Raw genomic sequence first — 19,984 nt, forward strand, 5'->3', positions numbered from 1 at the left:
CTGGCACCTTCACGCCTGGCACCTTCACGCCTGGCACCCGTCGAGCCGCGACACCTGGTAGTGGGCGATGTACCAGCCGTCCGCCAGCCGCTTCACCAACACGGCGAGCTTGACGTCGACCGGCGACCGGTCGGTGAACGTGAACTCCGTGTCCAGATAACCGAGTACGACGTCGTCCGCGAGCTTCCTGGTTTCGAGAACCTCGAACTGGGCGGTCATGCCCGGGGGTTGGGAGTCGTAGTACTCGGCGATTCCCTTCCGTCCGACGCTGAAGGGATGCAGCCCCTGGAAAATCGCGTCCTCGGTGAAGAGCCGGGCCACTTCCTCCGGCTCGTGGGCGTCCACGGCCGCTTTCCAGGGGTCCAGGACACCGCGCAGGATGATTTCGTCGTCCTTGCTGTTCATCTCCGTCGACCTTTCTCAGTGGCCGGTCAGTGACCGGCGCTCATGCCGCCGTCGACATGCAGGATCTCGCCGGTGACGAAGGGAGCGTTCTCCAAGAACACCACGGCGTCGACGATGTCGCTCACCTCACCCATCCGCCCGACCGGATGCAGGGCGGCGAGCCCCATGTGGGTCTCCTCCGGGTGCATCGGGGTCTTGATGGTGCCGGGCGACACAGCGTTGGCGCGGATGCCGCGGGTGGCGTACTCGATGGCGAGGGACTTGGTGGCCGACTGCAGGCCGCCCTTGGTCAGCGAGGCCAGCGCGGAGGGGACACGGGCGTCCGCGTTGTCGACCAGGCTGGTGGTGACGTTGACGATGTGTCCGCCGCCCTGGGTGAGCATGTGCCCGATGGCGAGCTGGGTGATCCGGAAGAACCCGGTCATGTTGATGCCGAGCACGGCCGCGTAGTCGTCGGCCGTGTAGTCGGTGAACGGCTTGGCGACGAAGACACCCGCGTTGTTCACCAGCGTGTCGATGCGGCCGAACCGCTCGATCGCGGCGGCCACGACCCGCTCGGCGGTGGCCGGGTCGGCGATGTCGCCCTGGACGGTCACGATGTCCGCGTCGTCGGCGGGGGCGATGGTGCGCGAGGTGGCGACGACGCCGTAACCGAGCTTGCGGTAGGCCTCGACGACGCCGGCTCCGATGCCCTGCGAGGCACCGGTGACGATCGCGACCTTCTGGTTCTGAGTGCTCATGACGACCTTCTCCGAAGTGGTGGCTGAGGTGCTCCCGGCCGGTGGTTTTTCCTAGCCGACCGGTCGCCTATTGGAGAAAGTAGGTGATCCGGGGAGGTGAAAGCAAAGGTCAGAGGGGGTTTGCCCGGGACCGGAATCCTCGCTGCTGAGAGGCCTGGCCTCCCAGTACACGTCAGCGGTGCGGGTCGCCCTCGGGCAGCCAGGCATCGGGGGCGCGCAGTCCGAGGTCGCCGGCGTCGACGCCTTCGCAGAGCGCGTCCACGGCGGCGAGGACCGCGGTACGCGTCTCGCCCTCGCGCCACACCAGCGACCAGGTCCAGTGGACGGTGGGTCCGACGATCTCGCGGCGCACCAGGTCGGGCGGCAGTGAAGTGGTCTGTCCCTTGGGCGAGTTGACGATCGGGCGGCGGCTGCGGCGGACGTGGTCGAAGAACGCGGGGCCGGTGATCCCGCCGTCGGCGATGGGCACCGCGCGGGCCCCGGTGTCATGGGCGAGCCGCTCGGCGTACACGTTCCAGGACGACCAGGAATTGGTGTCGTCGTCGAGGAGGACGGATGTGTCCCGGGCCCACACATCGCCGGCGTCGGTACCTGTGCTCACCGCATATAGGCGATCCGCACCCAGCAGTCGGGCCCGGAGGCCGTGCCGTTTCAGGTCCTCGTCCCGCACCCAGCACACGGCGAGATCCAGGCTGCCGTCCGCGACCCGGGCGGCCTGGGTGTGCGAGGGCGCGACCCACGCGTCGACGTGCACCTGGGCCACTCCGGCGGTGCGCGAAGTCAGGTCCGCGGGGAGCCAGTTGACGTAGCCGAGCCGCACCGCCTCCGAGCCCGCGAGCCGGCCGGCGCGGCGGCGGAGGTCGTCGGCCCGCTCCAGCAGCGCCCGGGTGTGCGGGAGCAGGGCGGCGCCGGCCGGGGTGAGGGAGACCGAGCGGCGGTCGCGGTCGAAGAGCCGTACGCCCAGATCGCGTTCGAGGGCCTTGATCTGCTGGGAGAGGGAGGGGCCGGCGATCAGGAGGCGGTCGGCGGCCCGGCCGAAGTTCAGTTCCTCGGCGACGGCGACGAAATACCTGAGTTGGCGCAGCTCCACGCCCGTCATGCTACGCGGGCTGGGAGGCCGTCCCTCTCAACAGGGAGCAAGCCTGTCGTGGCGCCCGCGCCGGTCCGGGGCCACGATGGGGGCATGGAAGTCCGGCGCCCTGCCGCCGGGCCGGGCGGGCCCGAACGGAGCGAGATCATGCGAGAGTTCCTGGTCGAGATCACCACGACCGTCCCCGAAGGCACACCTCAGGAGGAGGTCGACGAGCGGCGCGCCGCCGAGGCCGTCCGGGCCCGCGAACTGGCCTCGACCGGCCATTTGGCGCGGCTGTGGCGCCCCGTGGGTGAACTGCGCAGCGTGGGCGTCTGGCGCGCCGACGACGAGGAGCAACTCCACGAGAAGGTGCTCGGCACCCTGCCCCTGCACGCGTGGATGACCTTCGCCGTCACCCCGCTGGAACCGCACCCGAACGACCCCGGATATACGGAGTAACTCCCCCCACCTGCAAGGGATTTCACCTTCATGAGCTCTTGCGCCCCGGTCCCCGCGCCCCGGGCGGACGGGACCCTCCTGTCGCCCTGGCCCCATGTCGCCCGGGTCGCCGCCGCCCTCGCGGCCGGCATGGGGGTCGGCCGCTTCGTCTACACCCCGGTCCTCCCGCTGATGCACGCGCAGGCGGGCCTGAGCACCGACGCCGGCGCGCAGCTGGCCACCGCCAACTACGTCGGCTACTTCCTCGGCGCCCTCGCGGGCACCCTGCTGCCCGCCCTGGTCCGCTCACGCGCGGTCTTCCGCGGCGCGCTCGTCCTGCTGATCGGCACGCTCGCCGCGATGCCCGCCACCCACAGCACCGAGGTGTGGATCGCGCTGCGCCTGCTGGCCGGCGTCGCGAGCGCGCTGATCTTCGTGGTCGCGGTCAGCTCGGCCCTGGGCCACCTGCGGAACCACCCGCCGCACCTGCCCGGCTGGGCCTTCGGCGGGGTGGGCGCCGGCATCGCGCTCTCCGGCCTGCTGGTCCTCACGCTGCACTCCGTCGCGGACTGGCAGGTCGCATGGTGGTCCTCGGCCGCGCTCGCCACGGCGCTCGCGACCGCCGCATGGAATCTACGACCCGAAGTGCCGGTCACGCCCTCGACTGACGCCCCCGAAAGGGTAGTTGACCCCTGGTTCGGCGCCCTGTTCGTCAGCTACACCCTGGAGGGCGTCGGCTACATCGTCGCCGGGACCTTCCTGGTCGCCGCGATCGACCAGAGCTCGCCCGGCTGGATCGGGAGCGGCGCGTGGGTGCTCGTCGGGCTGGCCGCCGTACCGTCCGCCGCGCTGTGGGCCCGGCTCGGGCGCCGTTGGTCGTGGCCCGGGCTGCTGTGCGTGGCCCTGGTGATCCAGGCGGTCGGCATCGCGCTGCCCGCGCTGGTCGGCGGGGTGGCGGCGGCCCTGGTCGGCGCGGTGCTGTTCGGCGCGACCTTCATCGGCGTCAGCACGCTCGCCCTCGCGGCCGGGGCGGAGTTGCAATTCCCGCGCTCGGTGGCCCTGTTGACCGCCGGCTACTCCGTCGGCCAGATCCTCGGCCCCCTCGCCGTGGCCCCGCTGCTGCACCACGGCTACCGCCCGGCCCTGCTCCTGGCCGCCGCGGTGGTCCTCACCGCGGCCACGGCAGCCGCCGTCCTGCGGGCCGGCTTCCCCCGTCGGACGGTGACGCTACGACACTCCGTGCCGGCCCCGGAGGTACGGGCCGCCGAACGCTGATCAGGCCGCGCGGGCGCCGAGCAGCGCGAGGCAGTTGCCCCAAAGGGGGCTCAGGCGCCCGGTGTTGTTGTAGAGCTTCGCGAACATCACCTGGCCCTCCAACTGCGCGACGACGGAACGCGCCGCCTCGCGGGAGTCGTTGACGGTGACGTCCCCCCGGTCGCGCGCCTCGTCGATGACCGCGGCGACCATCTCGACCTGGGCGTCGAAGATCTCCTGCAACCGCGCGCGAACGGCCTCGGTCTGATTGCTCATCTCCAGGCTGAGGTTGCCGAACAGACAGCCCAGTACGGTGCCGCAGCCCTGCTGCACGGCGTGCTGCCCGGCCTCCGTCTCCTCGAACAACTTCCGCAGCCGGTCCAGCGGTTGGGCTCCACCGGCGTCACCGCCGTCTTTGCCGACACCGCTGAGGATGCGCGTCCACTCCCGCCGCTGGTCCGCCCAGTGTTCGTCGACGACGGCCAGCGCGAGGGCCTCCTTCGACGCGTAGAAGTAGTAGAAGCTGCCCTTCGGCACTCCGGCCGCCTTGCAGATCTCGGCCACCCCCAGCGCCGAGTACCCGCGCGCCTCGAAGAGCGACCGCCCGGCGGCGAGGATCTTCTCTCCGGCATCACTGGTCCTACCCATACGACAAGTATACGACCGGTCGGCTAGAGACTGGACTGTCCGCCCACCCGCCTATCCGCCTATCCGCCTATCCGCCGCCGAGCAGCTCCAGGCGGGACACCAGCTCCGCCGCTGTCGACTTGATCGTCTCAAGACCCTGCTTCCCCCAGGGCCGCGGCTCCGTGTCGACGACACACACGGTGCCCAGCACCATCCCCGTGGAGTCGATGAGCGGCGCCCCCAGATAGGAACGGATCCCGAACTCGTCGACGACCGGATTGCCCGCGAACCGCGGATAGTCGCAGACGTCCTCCAACACCAGCGCCTTACGTCTGACCACCACATGGGGGCAGAACCCATAGTCACGCGCCAACTGCCGGCCCACCTCGGGCTTGGCGTGCTCACCTCCGGTGACGGGTCTGGGCAGTCCCACCCCGCCCGGAGTGTGCAGACCGGCGAAGAACTGCCGGTTCTCGTCGATGAAGTTGACCATGGCGTACGGCGCCCCGGTCAGGTCGGCGAGATGGTCCGCGAAGGCGTCGAGCGCCGGGTCCGGGTGCTCCCCCAGGCCCAACCCGCGCAGCCGTCGCACCCGTTGAGGGGCCTCCTTGTCCTCGGGCGTGAGCAGCAGACGACCGGCCGGACGCGGCGGGTCGTAGCTCATGGGCGTACTCCGTCCCTGTGGACGTATGACATAGAGGAACTCCGTGGCGGTGTGCGGGGATCACATGTGGGCACCATGGCTCGGCACATGTGCCGGGGCGTGGGCGATGAGATGGCGGACGAGGGTCAGCAGGGTCTGGACGCCGGAACTGGAGATCCGCGCGTCGCAGCGCACGACCGGGATCCCGGGGTCGAGGTCTATGGCGGCACGCACCTCCTCGGGGTCGTAGCGGTAGGAGCCGTCGAACTCGTTGATCGCGACGATGAAGCCGAGGCCGCGCTGTTCGAAGAAGTCGACGGCCGCGAAGCACTCCTCCAGTCGTCGGGTGTCGGCGAGGATGACCGCGCCGAGCGCGCCCTCGGACAGCTCGTCCCACATGAACCAGAACCGCTCCTGTCCGGGCGTACCGAACAGATAGAGCACGTGTTCCGGGTCGAGGGTGATCCGGCCGAAGTCCATCGCCACGGTCGTCTCGACCTTGTTCTCGATGCCTTCGAGATCGTCGGTCGCGGCACTGACCGTGGTGAGCAGCTCCTCCGTGCTGAGCGGCGCGATCTCGCTCACCGCGCCGACGAAGGTCGTCTTGCCGACACCGAAACCGCCCGCCACCAGGATCTTCAGTGCGGTGGGGAAGGGATCGTGGCCGCTCTCGTAGTCAGAGCTGTCGTCGTAGTCCATCGAGCACTGCCTCCAGAAGAGACCGGTCAGTGGGGTTGTGGTGGAACTCGGGTGGCTTGGTGGTCAGCGCCCCGCAGTCGACGAGGTCCGACAGCAGCACCTTGGTGACCACCGCCGGCAACTTCAGGTGCGCGGCGACCTCGGCGACCGACACGGGCGCGCGGCACAGGTCGAGCGCCTGCGCGTGCTCCGGGCCGAGGTAGCCGAGGGGGGTGGCGCCGGTGGCCATCACCTGCGACAGGAGGTCGAGCGCGACGGAGGGCCGGGTACGGCCGTTGCTGACCGTGAAGGGGCGCACCAGACGTCCGGCCGCGTCGTCCAACCAAGGCCCGTCGCCGGCCGTCGCCACGCTCAAGGCCTCATCGCAGGTGATTCGACGGCGTGCTGCCGGGGCGCGGTCACGAGGTAGGGGCGGACGCTCTTGACCAGCATCGCCATCTCGTAGCCGAGCACGGCCGCGTCGGCCTCGCGGCCGGCGAGCACGGCGAGACAGGTGCCGGAGCCGGCCGTGGTGACGAAGAGCAGCGTCGAGTCGAGCTCGACGACCACCTGTCGGACGTCTCCACCGTCACCGAAGCGGACGCCCGCACTCCGGCCGAGGGAGTACAGCCCGGAGGCCAGGGCGGCCATGTGGTCGGCGCTGTCGGGGTCGAGCCCGTGAACCGACTTCACAAGCCCGTCGCAGGAGAGCAGGACCGCGCTGGTGGTGTGCGGAACGCGCTGCACGAGGCCGCTCATCAGCCAGTCGAGATCGGATACATGGCCGGTCGGCTGGCCGGTCGGCGCATCGCTCGCCATGGTGGATCGACTCCTTGGGGTACGAAGGTCTGCGGGAGCGCTGGTGGGGGTGACTGTAGGGGTGGGGGCGTGCGTGGTCATCCGGCTGATGCGCTCCCGTCGTGCCGGGCGGTGAGGTCGTGGTCGTGACCGCGCGCATGCGCGTGCGCTTCGGCTATGGGGGCCGCGTCCATGTGGGGGGCGAGGGTGAAACGGTCCGCGCCGATGTGGGTGCCGGGGGTGGTGGAGGTGCGTGGGCCCGTGTCCGCGCCTGGGCCTACGTCCGCCTCCGCGTCCGGTGTCGTGGGCTGAGTGGTGTAGCGGTGGAGCGCGGTGTCCATGTAGCCGGAGCCCATGTGGGTTGCCGACATGTGCGGTTGCTCTACGGCGAAAGGTTCCGGGGCGGAGGGTTCCGGGGCGGACGGTTCCGCGTGGAGCGCGTTCATGTAGAGACCGCCCGTGTGGACCTCGCCGGTGTAGACCTCACCGGTGGGCACGAACTCCGGGTGCACCGACTCCGGGCGCTCCAACTCCCTGGGCGAAGCCTCCATATGCGAAGTCTCCATATGCGGCGGCTCCACGATCTGGGGTGCCTCCATGTGTGGTGAGGCCGCCTCGGTCCCCTCCACCAGCTTCGCCGCCTCCATGTGCTGCCGCGCCTCCGCGAGGCCGATCCCCCGTTGGAACGCGGCCATCAGGCCCGGGTCGTGGCCTGCGGGATCCTCGGAGTCCTGGCGCGGTGCCGGTCCGTCGCGGAGTTGGGGTGCGATGTGTTCCTGGGCGCGGCGCCGGGGCAGTTGGGGCGGCTTGCCCATGGTGCCGCGTACCGCTCCGCCGCGCGGGAGGGGCGGGGCGGTCACGTTCTCCGCCACGGTCCCCCGGTCGTCGGGACGGATGCCGGGCACCGCTTCCGAGGGGTTGGCCCGTTCCGCGTGGGCGCCCCGCACGGGCAACGGCGGTCCGCTGCCGTTCGGCCCCGGCGCGGAGTCCCGTCGTTGATGCCGCCCCGGTGCCCCCGACCCGCGCTGGTGCCGCCCCGCCGTGCCGGGCGACGCCAACGCCCCCTGGCCGACGGCCGGTTGACCTCCCTCGACCCCACCCTGCGCCCCGACCCGCGGAGCCTGCTGCGGCGGCGCGAGCGGCTGCCCCCCGCCCAAGGTGTCCTGCGGCTGCCCTACGGCCCCGGGGGCGCCCGGCGCCGTACCCAACAAGGCCTGTGGCACGACGAGTACGGCCTGCACCCCGCCGTAGATGTTGGTCTGCAGGCGGACGTGGATGCCGTGGCGGCGGGCGAGTTGGGAGACCACGAACAGGCCGATGCGGCCGTCGGCCAGCAGGCTGGCGACGTTGACCTGGTCGGGATCGGTCAACAGGGCGTTCATGCGGCTCTGTTCACCGACGGGCATGCCGAGGCCGCGGTCCTCGACCTCGACGGCGAGGCCCGAGGTCACGAGGTTGACGCGGAGCAGCACTTGGGTGTGCGGGGCGGAGAACACCGTGGCGTTCTCGACGAGTTCGGCCAGCAGGTGGATCACGTCGGCGACGGCGTGGCCACGCAGGGTGCCGTCGATCGGCGGCACGAGCTTGACGCGGGAATACTGCTCGACCTCGGCGATGGCGGAGCGCAGTACCTCGGTCATGGAGACCGGGTTGCTCCACTGTCTGCGGGAGACGGCACCGCCGAGGACGGCGAGGTTCTCGGCGTGGCGGCGGATGCGGGTGGCGAGGTGGTCGACGTGGAAGAGGCCCTTGAGCAGGTCGGGGTCCTCGATCTCGTTCTCCAGCTCGTCGAGGATGGAGATCTCCCGGTGCACGAGGGACTGCAGGCGCCGGGCGAGGTTGACGAAGACCTCGACCTTCTGTTCGCTGCCCGCCTGGCTGGAGAGTTGAGAGGCGGCCACGACGGCGGTGACGGCGCCGTCGTGCGCGTGTGCCAGGTCGGCGGCGAGCAGGTCGAAGTCGTCGGCGTTCCCGGGGGGTTTGCTGCGCGGCTTGCGCTGGGGCGGGCCCTCGCCGCGGCGCAGCGCCTCGACCAGGTCGCGCAGATCGGCCTCGCCGCGCGCGCTGCTGCGGCGCAGGGCGTCGATGCGGTCGCTGACGGAACCGGCGGCGCGGCCCGCGGCCACGGCGGCGATCAGGATGCCCGCGAACGTCACCGACGTGGCTCCGGCGAGGACACCCCAGAGGGTGAGGCTGGTCCGCGCTCCGGTGGAGCGGACGGTGAACAGGACGGCCGCGCTGGCGCTCAGCGCGACCGCGACGGGCGGCAGCACGGCGAGGCGCAGGAGTTGGGGACGTATGTGCGTATCGGGCAGTGCGGGCACGGGGCGGGCGGCCGGTCGCCCGTGCCGGCCGCCCTCACGGCGGTCTGCGCGGGCGGCCGGTGCACGGAGTTGAGACATCGGCGTCCTCGTACTGGTGCGTCGGGCCGGTTGGTTCGCGCGGGGTGCGCGATTCGGGCATACGCCATCGCGGTGCCGGTCGAGAGAACCGAAAAATCCGGCCCCACGTCGCCCGACGGACACTCACAGTAGTCGCCAACGCATCAGGTGCGGTGGGCAGTTGACAAAGTCCCCCGGGGAGCGTCCCGCTCTGGTATGAGGCCTCGTACGACAGACCGATAACCCCCTCGACCGCAGACCGAAGAAGGACAAAGAATCGATCGTCCCTGATCGGAACCGGTCACGAACGGGCGTCGGGGGCCGGGCAGTTCGACGCCACCCCGCCCCCCGATACTCACTCTCCCCACACTCAAGGGCGAACCGCGGAGGCGTTTCCCGGGATCTCGACCGCCCTCGATCACACCCCGGAGCATCACGGAGTGTGATCGCGGCGGGGACGTACGAGCGCGTCAGGCGTCGAAGCGGCGGCGGGCCGCCTCGATGTGACCGAGGTAGTGATGGGTCCAGCCGCACATGGCGTCGACCGTCGCCCGGAGTCCCTGGCCCGACTCGGTGAGGGTGTATTCGACGCGCGGCGGCACGGTGGGGTGCACGTCGCGCTCGACCAGACCGTTGCGCTCCAGCATGCGCAGGTTCTGGGTGAGCATCTTGTGGCTGATGCCCTCGATCGCGTTCCGCAGTTCGCTGAAGCGCAGGGTGCCCTCACCGAGGGCCTCGATGATCAGGAACGCCCATTTGTTGGCGACGTCGGAGAAGATCTCCCGCGCCAGCGAGTCCGCGCGCCGCAGGTCCGCGTCCTCGGGCGAGTCACTGAATTGCTTTGTCACCATAAGGTTCCTCAGTCACTGAAAAGTGCGTTCTTCCAGGTCAGCGGCAACTCTCCTACGGTTTCCGAGTAACCACAAGTGACCGAGAACGAGGTGGGCAGCATGGCCGTCACTCTGATGAACCCCAGCGGATTGCCGCAGATCCCGGTGTACCGGCAGGTGTCGATCGCGACGGGGTCGAAGCTGGTCTTCGTCGCCGGGCAGGTCGCCTGGGACGCCGAGGGGGTCACGGTCGGCGCAGGCGACCTCGCCGCCCAGGTCGAGCGGAGCTATCTCAACGTCGGCACCGCGCTGGCCGCGGTCGGCGCGTCCTTCGACGACGTGGTGAAACTGACCGTCTACGTCGTCGACTGGACCCCCGACAAGATGCCCCTGTTCCTGGAGGGGGTAGCCCGGGCCACCGCGAAGCTGGGCACCACGCCGATGGCGCCGGGCACACTGATCGGCGTGGCGACCCTGGACGTACCCGACCATCTCGTCGAGGTCGAGGCCACTGCGGTCCTCGACTGAGCGGAGCCGCCGGGCAGGCGCTCCTCCCCTGCGGGACCCGCTCGGTCAGCGCTCGTTCGCGAGGTCCAGCTCCGCGGGAGCGGGGGGTCGGCTCCGGTTCCGTCGCCACCGGCTTCGGGGTCTGCCAGTGGTGGGCGAACGTTCCCCCGAAGGGCCGCCACCAAGGGGCCGTCGTCAGGTCGCCGCCCGGTTCGAACGGCTCGCCCGGCCGCGGTGTGGCCACGGTCTGGCCCACCGCCTCTCCCTCGTCCGCGGTCCACTCGCCGGGCTCGGCCCACGGGTGCAGCGCCAGATTGAAGGTGCCCCAGTGGATGGGCAGCAGCACCCCGTGCGGCTGCCCGCCCTGGAGGTCGAGGTGGGCGCGCATGCCCTCCTCGGGTGTCATGTGGATGTCGGGCCAGATGTATTGATCACGAGCGTTGTTGTCACTTGTCGGGCTTGCTCATGGCGAAGACCTCCGGTGTGGTGGAGCTGTCTAGGACTGCACCGCACGGAGGTCTTCGTGTCCCACCGTAATGCCCGGCTGACCGTTCACGGCAGGCGGCTGCTCGTCGAACGGGTCCGCTCAGGCCGTCCCGTCGCGCATGTCGCGGCAGAGATGGGCATCTCCCGCACCACGGGCCACAAATCGATCCGCCGCTGGCAGTTGGAGGGTGAGCGGGGACTGCACGACCGCTCCAGCCGACCCCTGACGACACTGCACCCCGGCGACGGCTCGGGTGTGCCGGCTGCGGCAGGCCCGCAAACTCGGCCCCGCCCGCATCGGACCGGTCCTGGGCCTGCCCGCCTCCACCGTGCACCGCATCCTGACCCGGCACGCACTGAACCGTCTCGCCTTCCTGGACCGGCCCACCGGACGGGTCATCCGCCGCTACGAACGCGACCGGCCCGGCGAACTCGTCCATGTGGACGTCAAGAAACTCGGCCGGATCCCTGACGGCGGCGGCCACAAAGTCCTGGGCCGCCAGGCCGGCCGGAGCCTGTCACTCAAACCTGCACCAGACCCGCCGGACTTGTCGATGACGCGACGAACCGGCGCTGTCTCGGCGGGTAGGTAGGCCAACGGTTCCTGAAGCGCAGTGGGATCGTCCCACGATGCTTCGGTGAGTTCGGGCAGCGCTTGAAGTAGCTGCCATGTCAGCCATTGCCATCGCTCTTCGTTGTCCAGCGCGTCGGTGAGAAGCGAGTTCAGCAGAGCGCGGACGCGACCTCCCGCGGTGTCGGGATTGCGGTCGAGGCAGCTGAGGGGAGGAAGACCCTCCGGGGCACAGGCTCGGACGGCACCGCGCACGGTGTTCCAGAGCTGCTGTACGGCGGCGTGGCTGTCGCCTCGCCGCCGTTCGTCCTGCGCGGCGCGGGCGGCCGCGATGACAAGCACGCGGGGTCCGCGACAGACCAGTGATCTGGGCTCAGATGGTGCTTGCTTCCCGCCAGCGCTGGTAGGCGGTATTGGCGCGGAACGCGAGCAGGATGGCCAGAGCGGTACCAAGGACAGTGGCGACCAAGGACGGCAGCGCGAGCCAGGAGATTTCACCGATGTCGACCAGTAGGTACGCCGCAGTGGCGCTGATCGCGGCAAGCAGCAGATCGAATCGCACATACGGCACGGTCCTGCGGACGTTGAACGATTCCTTCACGATCACCGAATCAGCCTACGCGCCTGAAGGTCAGGCCGCCCGAGGTAGGGCGTCGGTGATGTGCAGGGCGTCACGAGGCCTCTTGGCCTTGTCAGTGTCGCTGGTCAGGCGATGCGCAGGAGGTCGAGCGGGCGGGTGAAGGGCTCGTAGGAGGTGTGGCGTAGGCCGGCAGCGATGTCGCTGTGTCCGGCGTCGCGGAGCGTGTTGATCGCGAGGTTCCGCAGGGCAGCCATGTTGTCGGCCCGTGGCCGGTACGAATCTTCGAGGCGTCCTCGTGGAAGGAGGTGTCCCGGACGAAGTGCAGCCGGCTCTCGATGGTCCACTGTGACCTGGCCAGTTGACCCGGGCGTTGGCGCGAGGCCCGATGAGAGGCCAGGTTGGTGATCGCGGAGACGGTCTGGCGGGTGCACTTGCCGGCCTTGAGGTCGGTACGGTGGCGCAGGATCCGAACGGCCTGGACGGCGTGAGGGAAGCCGAGTCCGAACTCGGTAACGGTGAGCACTCTGGTCACCGGGTCTCCTTGCGGCCGTGGCCGCTCTCGCGGTCGTGGCGGCAAGCGGTGACCTCCTTCAGCGGCAGTGACCTGACCTGTCGGTGCAGGCCCGGTTGGCTGGCTTTGACCACCAGCAGATAGTGGGCGTTCTTCTCCTCCACCAGGAAGCGCGATTTCGTTGGTCTTGTCAGGCACCCGCAGCTGGGTGACAGTCCGCCCCTGGCCGGTCATCGCGGCCAGGGGAAGGGCGGCCGGGCTCTGGTCGTGGCACGGGCGGCTTCGCCGTCCGCGGCCAGTGACTGCGCGCCCAGAGGATCGGCGCCGCTCAGGTCGGCCAGGCCGCCCGGACAGACCCGCCCGATGACCCGCCGGATCGTGGCGGCGCTCGGCGGTACGCGCACAGTTCGTCGAGCAACTCCCGTAGTAGCAGGGCCGCTTGGCGCACGGCGGCGAAGTCGTCCCCGGTCGACGGGCCGAGGTCGAAGACGAGGCGGTCGGTCCGGGTGGAACCTGTCGGTCCGGGACAGCCAGCGGTGCGGGGTGAGGCAGGCCTGGTCGGCGAGGTACCCGAGAGTGGCGGTGTCGTCGCACACCGGGTGCGTGACCGTGCCGCCCTCCTAGGACACCTCGACGCGTTCGATCCAGTCCGGGTAGCGCTCCGGGACGTTCCTCTGCATGAACCGGGGGCCGGGCCGTCGATACCCTCCGGGTGTCGTTCAAGCATCAACGGGCGTCCGCGCAGGTGCGGCAACATGGAGGAGGCGACGACCCGGTAGTACGTGACGAGGTCGCCCTTGGTGTACTCCCTGCCGTTCCCGTCAGCGGGAGCAGCACCTTCTCGGGCTCCACGTCACCCGCCTGCAGCAGACCGATACCCGGCGGTACGGTCGCGCCGTGGAGCGGCATGTTCACCCCCGGCCTCTCTACGACGGTGACACGCACGTCGCTCCTCGCGTGCAGGAGTTCGATGCGGATCGAGGAAGTGAACCCGTGGACGGCGTACCCGACACCGCAGCAGGCCGACTGTGGCGCATTGGACCTCGCCCAGGACAGATCCGACGCTCGCCGGTGGCAGGCCTTACGTGCGTCCTGCCGTACGGCGAACCCCGCCTTGAGGACAACCGACGTGTCGGCGGGGCACACAGCCCCTGGTGCCTGGGCGGTTGGGTCCCTCTGGTGTGCGGCCAGGAGTGCGGCAGTGCGACGGCGCCCGGGACACCGGCAGCCGATCCGTCTCAGTCGCGATCGCGGCGGGTGCTCCTCTCGCGCCGCAGGCGGCGTGCCACGACCAGCACGTCCAGTGCGGCTACCAGCGCGAGTACGCCGCACAGCGCGGCGACGGTGACCAGGACACCGCGACCAGGCGTGTCACCGGGATCGGAGCCGCCCGCCCACAAGCCGAACAACACACCCGCCACGGCAAAGAGCGGCAGGAAGACCCTGGACAGCAGCAGCCGGAGCCGAAGTGGGCTCCGGGCGGTAGCCGGTTCGGTCCCGGTTCTCGGGAAGCGGCGCCCGATCACGCCGGAGCGCGAGCGCGACATCGGCTCCGTCGTCCGGCCCGTGTGATCGTCGGGCACGGCACCCCTCCCTCAGCGGTTCGGAGCGGCTTTGCCGATGTCCGCCAGGACCGAGCCCGGACCCTCCGTACCGGCCAGGTCGCCGAGGCTGACGATGCCGACCGGCCAGCCACCGCGTTCGACGACGGGGAGTCTGCGCACGGCGTGCCGGCGCATCAGCTCGGCGGCGTGGTCGGTGGTGTCGTCCGCGGCCACGGTCACCACGGGCGGGCGGGAGCACACCGATCCGGCAGTGGTGGTGTGCGGGTCGCGGCCCTCGGCGACCACCCGGACCACGATGTCGCGGTCGGTGAGAACGCCGAACAGATCGCAGTCGTACGTCACCAGGACGGCGCCGATGTCCTGCTCGCGCATGATTTGGGCCGCCCGCGCCACCGAGGTCATCGGTTCGACAGCTGCCGTTCCGGACGACATCACCTCATGTACTGCCCGGGTCATGGGGCATCACCTCCCGGATCCTCGGAGTACTGTATGCCCGCCGCGTAGCCGGTACCGGCTACGCCAAACCTCTTCTGGTCCGGCGACTTCTCGCCCCGCAGAAGCCTCGGCCCGTCGGCGGCATCGCGGTGCCGGGCGCGATCAGTCCGCGTCGAGGGACGTGACGGACGCGTGGTGACGGGTAGTCGGGGTTCGTCCGAGCAATACGGTCCAGCACTCCGGCAGGAGGTATCGGGAGATGACTGCGCGGCAGAGCTCCGGCGGCACGGTGGCGCACCGGCTCATCGAGGAACACCTGGTCGAGGGGCGCGCGGTGCCCGGTGAGGAGATCGGTCTGCGCATCGACCAGACGCTCACCCAGGACGCCACCGGGACCCTGGTCATGCAGGAGGTGGAGGCGCTGGGACTGGACCGGGTGCGCACCGAGGTCAGCGTGCAGTACGTCGACCACAACGTCCTGCAGGCCGACGAACGCAACGCCGAGGACCACGCTTTCCTCCGCTCGGCCGCCCGCCGCTACGGCGTCTGGTATTCCAAGCCCGGCAACGGCGTCTCGCACCCCACCCACATGCAGCGCTTCGGCGTCCCGGGCCGGAGCCTGGCCGGCTCCGACTCGCACACCTGCGCCGCCGGTTCCCTCGGCATGCTGGCCATCGGCGTCGGCGGTCTGGAGGTCGCCCTGGCCATGGCCGGACGGCCGCTGTACGTACGGATGGCGCAGATCTGGGGCATCCGCCTGACCGGTGCCCTGCCCGACTGGGTCAGCGCCAAGGACGTGATCCTGGAGTTGCTGCGGCGTCACGGGGTCAAAGGCGGGGTGGGCCGCATCCTGGAGTACCACGGACCGGGGCTGGCCCACCTGAGCGCCATGGACCGGCACGTCATCGCCAACATGGGCGCCGAACTCGGCGCCACCACCAGCGTCTTCCCCGCCGACGACGCCGTGCGCGACTTCCTGCGTGCCGAGGGCCGCGAGGACGACTTCAGCGAGGTCACCGCCGCCTCCGACGCCCGCTACGACCTCGACGAGGAGATCGACCTCTCCGCCCTGCAGCCGCTGATCGCCAGGCCCACGTCCCCAGGCAACGTCGTACCGGTGCGGGAGGTGGCGGGCGAGCCGATCGGGCAGGCGGTGATCGGTTCGTCGGCCAACCCCGGCCTGCGCGACTTCGCCGTCGCCGCCGCCATGGTCCGGGACCGGCAGACGGCCTCCGGAGTGAGCTTCGACGTCAACCCCAGCTCCCGGGAGATCCTCCAGGACCTCACCCGCAGCGGCGCGACCTTCGACCTGATCGCGGCCGGTGCGCGGCTGCACCAGGCCGGCTGCCTGGGCTGCATCGGCATGGGCCAGGCCCCCGCCGTCGGCCACAACTCGCTGCGCACCTTCCCCCGCAACTTCCCCGGCCGCTCCGGTACCGAGGACGACGCGATCTGGCTCTGCTCCCCGGAGACCGCAACCGCCTCCGCGCTCACCGGCACCATCACCGACCCGCGCGACTGGGGCGCCGAGCACAAGGTGCCGTACCCGCGACCGGACCTGCCCGAGCACGCCCAGGTCAACACCGCCATGCTGGAGCCACCGCCGCCGCCCGACGAGGCCATGGACGTACGTCTGGAACGCGGGCCCAACATCTCCGCGCTGCCCGACCTCGATCCCCTGCCGGACACCCTCGACGCCCCGGTCCTGCTGAAGGCCGACGACGACGTCTCCACCGACGAGATCTCCCCCGCCGGCGCCAGGGCCCTGCCGTACCGCTCCAACCTCCCCAAACTCGCCGGGTTCACCCTCACCCGACTCGATCCGGACTACCCGGGCCGCGCCGCCGAACTCCGCGAGCACGGCGGTCACATCATCGTCGCCGGCGAGAACTGGGGCCAGGGCTCCTCCCGCGAACACGCGGCGCTCACCCTGCGCCACCTCGGGCTGCACGCCGTGATCGCGAAGTCGTACGCCCGTATCCACTGGCAGAACCTCGCCAACTTCGGCGTCCTCCCGCTGGAGTTCGACGACCCCGCCGACCACGACCGCATCAAGTCCGGCGACCGGCTCCGCATCGAGGACCTGCACACCGCTCTCACCGCCGGCGCTCCGCCGACCCTCACCGTCCGCAACACGACCCGTTCCGAGGAATACCGCCTGCACCACCACCTCTCGCCCCGGCAACGGCAGGCCGTTCTGGCCGGCGGTGTCATCCCGGCCGTGGCCCGGCCGACGCACGAGGCGCTCACGTGAGGGGAGCAAGGGAAGCCGGCACGCCGTAGGAGGCGGGGAGTGCGGGGAGCCCGCGGCGAAGGTGGCGCCGGCGACGTCGGCGTGCCGACTGAGTGACTGCGCATCCGGATTCTCCGGATCCTTTCGTCGCCCACTTCGCCGGGGATGCCCCGGACGGAGTAGCGTCCGGGGTGACCGCCGCAGAGGCTGATCGCACAAGGGTCGACCAGGTCAGGGCGACGGCGGCGACATCGGCGAGCGACTGGGCCAGGCTCAGTTCCGTGTCCGGCAGGCCGCCGAGCGTGGTGAGCAGGAGATTGAGCGCCCCGATGGTCTGCTGGCGGACGCGCAGCGGAAGGGCGTGCGCGGCGCGGTAACCGCAGCGGGTCGCGAGCGGTGCCAGCCGTGGCCAGCGGCCGGTGCTTTCGCCCAGGATCGGTTCTCGCGGTAGCAGTCGAGGCAGGGGGCCTCCTCGGACCTGCGGCAGGAACAACTCCACCACCGGCATGGTGGCCGAGCACGGAGGTCTCACCCTGGCCGAGGCCCGGTCGGCCCTGCGCGCCCACTCGGCCCTCGACGGCCACCGGCTTCTGGACATCGCCCAAGCGCTCGTCGACCATGCTCTCGCGCCGGACTCGGTGCTGACCGAAGACCGCTGAGTCCTGTCGTCACAGCCCCGCACGCGTTCCCGTACGGGGCTCTCAGTCACCGTCCAGCCGCGCGCGGAGCAGCCGTTTGCCCAGTTCGGCACCCTTGCGGCTGTCGGCCTGGGCCTTGCGGAAGAGATCCGCGACCTCGGTGTCCTTCCCGCGCTCCGCGTCCGCGATGTACGTCTCCAGTCGCAGCGCGTTGCTCAAGCATGCCTCCACGTACCAGATCAGGTTGTAGTCCCTGTCCGGTGTACCCGTGGCGCCGCCGGTCTCCGTGCTGCTGGTCATCCGTGCCTCCTTCGTGTTCCGGGGGTGCGCTTCTTTGCCGGAGAGCGGCGGGTACCCGGTGCTCTCCGGCACACACGTCGGCATACGGGCGTGTGATCCAGGCCGGCCTGGATACGCGGACTGGAGGAATCCGAATCGTCCGAAAGGTACGCACACCATGGGGAGCCAGAACCACGACGACGTGATGGGTGACGAGGTCTACCAGCCCGAAGGCCCCGACGACCGGGAGGACGAGGGCATCCTCGACCCCGAGGACACGCTCAACGACCGGGGCGCCGATCCCTACGAGGAGGGCTGGTCACCGCCCGAGCGTCCGCTCGGGGTGGAACACCAGGGCACGACGGCGGGTGAGCAGCGCGAGGGCGAGAGCCTGGACCAGAGGCTGGCGGAGGAGCGCCGGGACCCGGCGTTGGAGGAGCCCGGCGGGGACGACGGCGTCGGAGACCTCGCGGGCGGCGAGGGCGAACCGCTGGACGACGAGGTGGGGGCGGACCGGGCCGGTCGCCTCATGGCTCCTGACGAGGGCGCGCACGAGGACGCCGAGAAGGACCTGCTCGCCCACGACGTGGGCATCGACGGCGGCGCGGCCTCCGCGGAGGAAGCGGCTGTCCATCGGATCCCGGACGAGGACGACACACCCCCGTAGCCCTCGGGGCGCCACCTTTCGGAATACCTCGATCGCCGTCCGACGGCCTGTACGAACGGAAGGCCCTTCATGGAAACCGACACCGCACACCCCACAACCGGCCCACCCGACCACCACCACTCGGAGATCACTCTGCGGGTGAACGGCAAACCGCACACACTCACCGTCGACCACCGCTCGGTGCTCCTGGACGTGCTGCGCGAGGACCTCGACCTGACCGGCGCCAAGAAGGGCTGCGACCACGGCCAGTGCGGCGCCTGCACGGTTCTGGTCGACGGCCGCCGCGCCAACAGCTGTCTGCTGCCCGCCGTCGCCCTCGACGGCGGCGACATCACGACCGTCGAGGGACTCGGCGGGGACGGCGAGGAACTCCATCCGCTCCAGCGCGCCTTCCTGGACCGTGACGCCTTCCAGTGCGGCTACTGCACCCCGGGGCAGATCTGCAGCGCCATCGGCGCGCTCGCCGAGGCCGCCGCCGGTCACCCCTCCCACGTGACCGACCCCGGCGCCCCCGCCGGGCCGCCCGTCGCGCTGGACCGGGCGGAGATCCGCGAGCGGCTCAGCGGCAACCTCTGCCGCTGCGGTGCCTACCCGAACATCGTGGAAGCCGTCGAGGACGTGATCCCGTGAAGCCCTTCGGATACGTACGCGCGGGCAGCGTCGAGGAGGCGGCCGACGCGTACGCCTCGCATCCCGGCGCCCGGTATCTCGGCGGCGGCACCAATCTGGTCGACCTGATGAAGCTCGGCGTGGAACAGCCGGCCACCCTCGTCGACGTCAGCCGGCTGCCCCTGGACTCGGTGGAGGAACTGCCCGCCGGTGCGCTGCGGATCGGGGCCACCGTCCGCAACAGCGACCTCGCGGCCCATCCTCTGGTCCGCGACCGCTATCCGGTGCTCTCGCAGGCGCTCCTCGCGGGAGCCTCCGGGCAGCTGCGCAACATCGCCACCACCGGCGGCAACCTGCTCCAGCGAACCCGCTGCCCCTACTTCCAGGACACCTCCAAGCCGTGCAACAAGCGCGAGCCGGGCAGCGGCTGCGGCGCCCGGGACGGCGTCCACCGCGACCACGCGGTGCTCGGGCACTCGCCGCACTGCATCGCCACGCATCCGTCCGACATGGCCGTCGCGCTGGCCGCCCTCGACGCGCAGGTCGAGCTGTACGGGGCCGACGGCGAACGGTCGGTCCCCGCCGCCGAGTTCCACCGGCTGCCCGGTGACCACCCGGAGTGCGACACCGAGATCCGCCCCGGCGAAATCATCACCGGCGTCGTGCTGCCGGCCACGGCGGCCGGGCTGCCGTCCCGCTACCGCAAGGCCCGTGACCGTGCCTCGTACGCCTTCGCCCTCGCCTCCGTCGCGGCGGTGCTACGGGTGGACGACGGCGTCGTCCAGCACGTCGGTGTCGCCTTCGGCGCGCTCGCCCACCGGCCCTGGCGTGCCCGGCGCGCGGAGGAGGCGCTGCTGGGTGCCGCGCCCACGGCCGCCGCCTTCGAGCGGGCCGTCGACCTCGAACTCGCCGCCGCCCAGCCCCTGTCCGACAACGCCTACAAGGTGGGCCTCGCCCGCGATCTCGCCCTCGACGTCCTGACCCGGTTGGCACCGCCGACGACCAGCACCTGACGGGACTTCCGCCCCGGCACCACG

At 70.8% G+C, this 19,984-nt stretch carries 26 protein-coding genes and 2 pseudogenes; 9 read left to right on the forward strand and 19 right to left on the reverse strand.

Annotation, left to right across the window (positions count from 1 at the left end; all coding sequences use genetic code 11):
* Positions 1–24 precede the first annotated feature (24 nt).
* The 3 genes from SPR02S_RS37455 to SPR02S_RS37465 form a co-directional block, all read right to left on the reverse strand.
* Positions 25–405 (reverse strand): SgcJ/EcaC family oxidoreductase, encoded by a 381-nt coding sequence (locus SPR02S_RS37455; RefSeq protein WP_019062152.1) that lies wholly within the window; start codon positions 403–405, stop codon positions 25–27.
* Positions 406–431: 26 nt separating this feature from the next.
* Positions 432–1,145, reverse strand: coding sequence for an SDR family NAD(P)-dependent oxidoreductase (locus SPR02S_RS37460; protein ID WP_019062153.1), 714 nt, complete (start codon positions 1,143–1,145; stop codon positions 432–434).
* Positions 1,146–1,317: 172 nt separating this feature from the next.
* Positions 1,318–2,244 carry a LysR family transcriptional regulator gene (locus SPR02S_RS37465; RefSeq protein WP_019062154.1) on the reverse strand — a complete coding sequence of 309 codons (927 nt, stop codon included), beginning with the start codon at positions 2,242–2,244 and terminating at the stop codon, positions 1,318–1,320.
* 138 nt (positions 2,245–2,382) lie between these two features.
* On the opposite strand from SPR02S_RS37465, the gene SPR02S_RS37470 reads away from it, so the two are divergent.
* Together SPR02S_RS37470 and SPR02S_RS37475 are read left to right on the forward strand one after the other, a co-directional pair.
* Positions 2,383–2,676, forward strand: a complete 294-nt coding sequence (locus tag SPR02S_RS37470; RefSeq protein WP_026151210.1) for a muconolactone Delta-isomerase family protein — start codon at positions 2,383–2,385, stop codon at positions 2,674–2,676.
* A gap of 30 nt (positions 2,677–2,706) precedes the next feature.
* On the forward strand, positions 2,707–3,930 hold the full coding sequence (locus tag SPR02S_RS37475; protein WP_019062156.1) for a YbfB/YjiJ family MFS transporter: 1,224 nt from the start codon (positions 2,707–2,709) through the stop codon (positions 3,928–3,930).
* Here SPR02S_RS37475 and SPR02S_RS37480 read toward each other — a convergent pair whose 3' ends face one another.
* The 7 genes from SPR02S_RS37480 to SPR02S_RS37510 form a co-directional block, all read right to left on the reverse strand.
* A complete protein-coding gene (locus SPR02S_RS37480) occupies positions 3,931–4,557 on the reverse strand; it encodes a TetR/AcrR family transcriptional regulator (protein ID WP_019062157.1) in 627 nt (208 codons plus the stop codon).
* A gap of 67 nt (positions 4,558–4,624) precedes the next feature.
* A complete protein-coding gene (locus SPR02S_RS37485) occupies positions 4,625–5,200 on the reverse strand; it encodes a GAF domain-containing protein (protein WP_019062158.1) in 576 nt (191 codons plus the stop codon).
* 60 nt (positions 5,201–5,260) lie between these two features.
* Entirely contained in the window at positions 5,261–5,878 is a 618-nt protein-coding gene (locus SPR02S_RS37490) for a GTP-binding protein (protein WP_019062159.1), read from the reverse strand.
* A complete protein-coding gene (locus tag SPR02S_RS37495; RefSeq protein ID WP_019062160.1) occupies positions 5,856–6,227 on the reverse strand; it encodes a DUF742 domain-containing protein in 372 nt (123 codons plus the stop codon). The genes SPR02S_RS37490 and SPR02S_RS37495 overlap by 23 nt, the downstream gene beginning before the upstream one ends.
* A gap of 2 nt (positions 6,228–6,229) precedes the next feature.
* A complete protein-coding gene (locus SPR02S_RS37500) occupies positions 6,230–6,676 on the reverse strand; it encodes a roadblock/LC7 domain-containing protein (protein ID WP_019062161.1) in 447 nt (148 codons plus the stop codon).
* A 77-nt stretch (positions 6,677–6,753) separates the two neighbouring features.
* Complete coding sequence (locus tag SPR02S_RS37505) at positions 6,754–9,057, reverse strand: sensor histidine kinase (RefSeq protein WP_026151211.1); 2,304 nt, start codon at positions 9,055–9,057, stop codon at positions 6,754–6,756.
* A 449-nt stretch (positions 9,058–9,506) separates the two neighbouring features.
* On the reverse strand, positions 9,507–9,887 hold the full coding sequence (locus tag SPR02S_RS37510; RefSeq protein ID WP_019062163.1) for a winged helix-turn-helix transcriptional regulator: 381 nt from the start codon (positions 9,885–9,887) through the stop codon (positions 9,507–9,509).
* 99 nt (positions 9,888–9,986) lie between these two features.
* Between SPR02S_RS37510 and SPR02S_RS37515 the strand changes: the two genes are divergently transcribed.
* Positions 9,987–10,394 carry a RidA family protein gene (locus SPR02S_RS37515; protein ID WP_026151212.1) on the forward strand — a complete coding sequence of 136 codons (408 nt, stop codon included), beginning with the start codon at positions 9,987–9,989 and terminating at the stop codon, positions 10,392–10,394.
* A gap of 45 nt (positions 10,395–10,439) precedes the next feature.
* On the opposite strand, the pseudogene SPR02S_RS65185 reads toward SPR02S_RS37515, so the two are convergent.
* Positions 10,440–10,794: pseudogene (locus SPR02S_RS65185) on the reverse strand (MBL fold metallo-hydrolase); the annotation flags it as partial.
* A 102-nt stretch (positions 10,795–10,896) separates the two neighbouring features.
* On the opposite strand from SPR02S_RS65185, the pseudogene SPR02S_RS57265 reads away from it, so the two are divergent.
* Positions 10,897–11,362, forward strand: a pseudogene (locus SPR02S_RS57265) (helix-turn-helix domain-containing protein); the annotation flags it as partial.
* A 441-nt stretch (positions 11,363–11,803) separates the two neighbouring features.
* Here the strand turns inward: SPR02S_RS57265 and SPR02S_RS37530 are convergent.
* The 6 genes from SPR02S_RS37530 to SPR02S_RS37555 all read right to left on the reverse strand — a co-directional run bounded on the left by SPR02S_RS37530 (position 11,804) and on the right by SPR02S_RS37555 (position 14,542).
* Entirely contained in the window at positions 11,804–12,037 is a 234-nt protein-coding gene (locus tag SPR02S_RS37530) for a bestrophin family protein (protein WP_019062167.1), read from the reverse strand.
* Positions 12,038–12,135: 98 nt separating this feature from the next.
* Positions 12,136–12,264 carry a hypothetical protein gene (locus tag SPR02S_RS65830; protein WP_019062168.1) on the reverse strand — a complete coding sequence of 43 codons (129 nt, stop codon included), beginning with the start codon at positions 12,262–12,264 and terminating at the stop codon, positions 12,136–12,138.
* A gap of 274 nt (positions 12,265–12,538) precedes the next feature.
* Positions 12,539–12,685: a hypothetical protein gene (locus tag SPR02S_RS63525; protein WP_019062169.1), complete on the reverse strand. Its 147-nt coding sequence runs from the start codon at positions 12,683–12,685 to the stop codon at positions 12,539–12,541.
* 164 nt (positions 12,686–12,849) lie between these two features.
* A complete protein-coding gene (ligD, locus tag SPR02S_RS65190) occupies positions 12,850–13,278 on the reverse strand; it encodes a non-homologous end-joining DNA ligase LigD (RefSeq protein ID WP_373283381.1) in 429 nt (142 codons plus the stop codon).
* A 481-nt stretch (positions 13,279–13,759) separates the two neighbouring features.
* Positions 13,760–14,104 carry a DUF6343 family protein gene (locus SPR02S_RS37550; RefSeq protein ID WP_019062171.1) on the reverse strand — a complete coding sequence of 115 codons (345 nt, stop codon included), beginning with the start codon at positions 14,102–14,104 and terminating at the stop codon, positions 13,760–13,762.
* A 12-nt stretch (positions 14,105–14,116) separates the two neighbouring features.
* Entirely contained in the window at positions 14,117–14,542 is a 426-nt protein-coding gene (locus SPR02S_RS37555; protein ID WP_026151213.1) for a CBS domain-containing protein, read from the reverse strand.
* A 238-nt stretch (positions 14,543–14,780) separates the two neighbouring features.
* Here SPR02S_RS37555 and SPR02S_RS37560 point away from each other — a divergent pair, with 238 nt between their 5' ends.
* Complete coding sequence (locus SPR02S_RS37560; RefSeq protein WP_019062173.1) at positions 14,781–16,775, forward strand: aconitate hydratase; 1,995 nt, start codon at positions 14,781–14,783, stop codon at positions 16,773–16,775.
* Here SPR02S_RS37560 and SPR02S_RS66280 read toward each other — a convergent pair.
* Positions 16,768–17,262: a GAF domain-containing protein gene (locus SPR02S_RS66280; protein ID WP_373283382.1), complete on the reverse strand. Its 495-nt coding sequence runs from the start codon at positions 17,260–17,262 to the stop codon at positions 16,768–16,770. The two genes, SPR02S_RS37560 and SPR02S_RS66280, sit on opposite strands and share 8 nt — an antisense overlap.
* Between SPR02S_RS66280 and SPR02S_RS63535 the strand changes: the two genes are divergently transcribed.
* Entirely contained in the window at positions 17,261–17,413 is a 153-nt protein-coding gene (locus SPR02S_RS63535; protein WP_019062174.1) for a hypothetical protein, read from the forward strand. The genes SPR02S_RS66280 and SPR02S_RS63535 overlap by 2 nt on opposite strands.
* 42 nt (positions 17,414–17,455) lie before the next feature.
* On the opposite strand, the gene SPR02S_RS37570 is transcribed toward SPR02S_RS63535, so the two are convergent.
* A complete protein-coding gene (locus tag SPR02S_RS37570) occupies positions 17,456–17,692 on the reverse strand; it encodes a hypothetical protein (RefSeq protein ID WP_019062175.1) in 237 nt (78 codons plus the stop codon).
* 157 nt (positions 17,693–17,849) lie between these two features.
* On the opposite strand from SPR02S_RS37570, the gene SPR02S_RS37575 reads away from it, so the two are divergent.
* From SPR02S_RS37575 to SPR02S_RS37585, 3 genes are all read left to right on the forward strand, one after another.
* Positions 17,850–18,338 carry a DUF5709 domain-containing protein gene (locus tag SPR02S_RS37575; protein ID WP_019062176.1) on the forward strand — a complete coding sequence of 163 codons (489 nt, stop codon included), beginning with the start codon at positions 17,850–17,852 and terminating at the stop codon, positions 18,336–18,338.
* Positions 18,339–18,407: 69 nt separating this feature from the next.
* Positions 18,408–18,968 carry a (2Fe-2S)-binding protein gene (locus tag SPR02S_RS37580; RefSeq protein ID WP_019062177.1) on the forward strand — a complete coding sequence of 187 codons (561 nt, stop codon included), beginning with the start codon at positions 18,408–18,410 and terminating at the stop codon, positions 18,966–18,968.
* Positions 18,965–19,960, forward strand: a complete 996-nt coding sequence (locus SPR02S_RS37585; RefSeq protein WP_019062178.1) for an FAD binding domain-containing protein — start codon at positions 18,965–18,967, stop codon at positions 19,958–19,960. The genes SPR02S_RS37580 and SPR02S_RS37585 overlap by 4 nt, the downstream gene beginning before the upstream one ends.
* Positions 19,961–19,984: the final 24 nt, after the last annotated feature.

It is taken from the genome of Streptomyces prunicolor NBRC 13075, assembly GCF_000367365.1.
GTDB classification, from domain to species: Bacteria; Actinomycetota; Actinomycetes; order Streptomycetales; family Streptomycetaceae; genus Streptomyces; species Streptomyces prunicolor.

Coding starts and splice junctions, on each gene's coding strand:
- SPR02S_RS37580 (WP_019062177.1), top strand. CDS start 18,408: ATGGAAACCGACACCGCACACCCCACAACCGGCCCACCCGACCACCAC.
- SPR02S_RS37480 (WP_019062157.1), bottom strand. CDS start 4,557: ATGGGTAGGACCAGTGATGCCGGAGAGAAGATCCTCGCCGCCGGGCGG.
- SPR02S_RS37505 (WP_026151211.1), bottom strand. CDS start 9,057: ATGTCTCAACTCCGTGCACCGGCCGCCCGCGCAGACCGCCGTGAGGGC.
- SPR02S_RS63535 (WP_019062174.1), top strand. CDS start 17,261: ATGGTGGCCGAGCACGGAGGTCTCACCCTGGCCGAGGCCCGGTCGGCC.
- SPR02S_RS65830 (WP_019062168.1), bottom strand. CDS start 12,264: ATGGCTGCCCTGCGGAACCTCGCGATCAACACGCTCCGCGACGCCGGA.
- SPR02S_RS66280 (WP_373283382.1), bottom strand. CDS start 17,262: ATGCCGGTGGTGGAGTTGTTCCTGCCGCAGGTCCGAGGAGGCCCCCTG.
- SPR02S_RS37455 (WP_019062152.1), bottom strand. CDS start 405: ATGAACAGCAAGGACGACGAAATCATCCTGCGCGGTGTCCTGGACCCC.
- SPR02S_RS37510 (WP_019062163.1), bottom strand. CDS start 9,887: ATGGTGACAAAGCAATTCAGTGACTCGCCCGAGGACGCGGACCTGCGG.
- SPR02S_RS37560 (WP_019062173.1), top strand. CDS start 14,781: ATGACTGCGCGGCAGAGCTCCGGCGGCACGGTGGCGCACCGGCTCATC.
- SPR02S_RS37515 (WP_026151212.1), top strand. CDS start 9,987: ATGGCCGTCACTCTGATGAACCCCAGCGGATTGCCGCAGATCCCGGTG.
- SPR02S_RS37575 (WP_019062176.1), top strand. CDS start 17,850: ATGGGGAGCCAGAACCACGACGACGTGATGGGTGACGAGGTCTACCAG.
- SPR02S_RS37570 (WP_019062175.1), bottom strand. CDS start 17,692: ATGACCAGCAGCACGGAGACCGGCGGCGCCACGGGTACACCGGACAGG.
- SPR02S_RS37465 (WP_019062154.1), bottom strand. CDS start 2,244: ATGACGGGCGTGGAGCTGCGCCAACTCAGGTATTTCGTCGCCGTCGCC.
- SPR02S_RS37500 (WP_019062161.1), bottom strand. CDS start 6,676: ATGGCGAGCGATGCGCCGACCGGCCAGCCGACCGGCCATGTATCCGAT.
- SPR02S_RS37555 (WP_026151213.1), bottom strand. CDS start 14,542: ATGACCCGGGCAGTACATGAGGTGATGTCGTCCGGAACGGCAGCTGTC.
- SPR02S_RS37485 (WP_019062158.1), bottom strand. CDS start 5,200: ATGAGCTACGACCCGCCGCGTCCGGCCGGTCGTCTGCTGCTCACGCCC.
- SPR02S_RS37490 (WP_019062159.1), bottom strand. CDS start 5,878: ATGGACTACGACGACAGCTCTGACTACGAGAGCGGCCACGATCCCTTC.
- SPR02S_RS37470 (WP_026151210.1), top strand. CDS start 2,383: ATGCGAGAGTTCCTGGTCGAGATCACCACGACCGTCCCCGAAGGCACA.
- ligD (WP_373283381.1), bottom strand. CDS start 13,278: ATGTTGCCGCACCTGCGCGGACGCCCGTTGATGCTTGAACGACACCCG.
- SPR02S_RS37460 (WP_019062153.1), bottom strand. CDS start 1,145: ATGAGCACTCAGAACCAGAAGGTCGCGATCGTCACCGGTGCCTCGCAG.
- SPR02S_RS37475 (WP_019062156.1), top strand. CDS start 2,707: ATGAGCTCTTGCGCCCCGGTCCCCGCGCCCCGGGCGGACGGGACCCTC.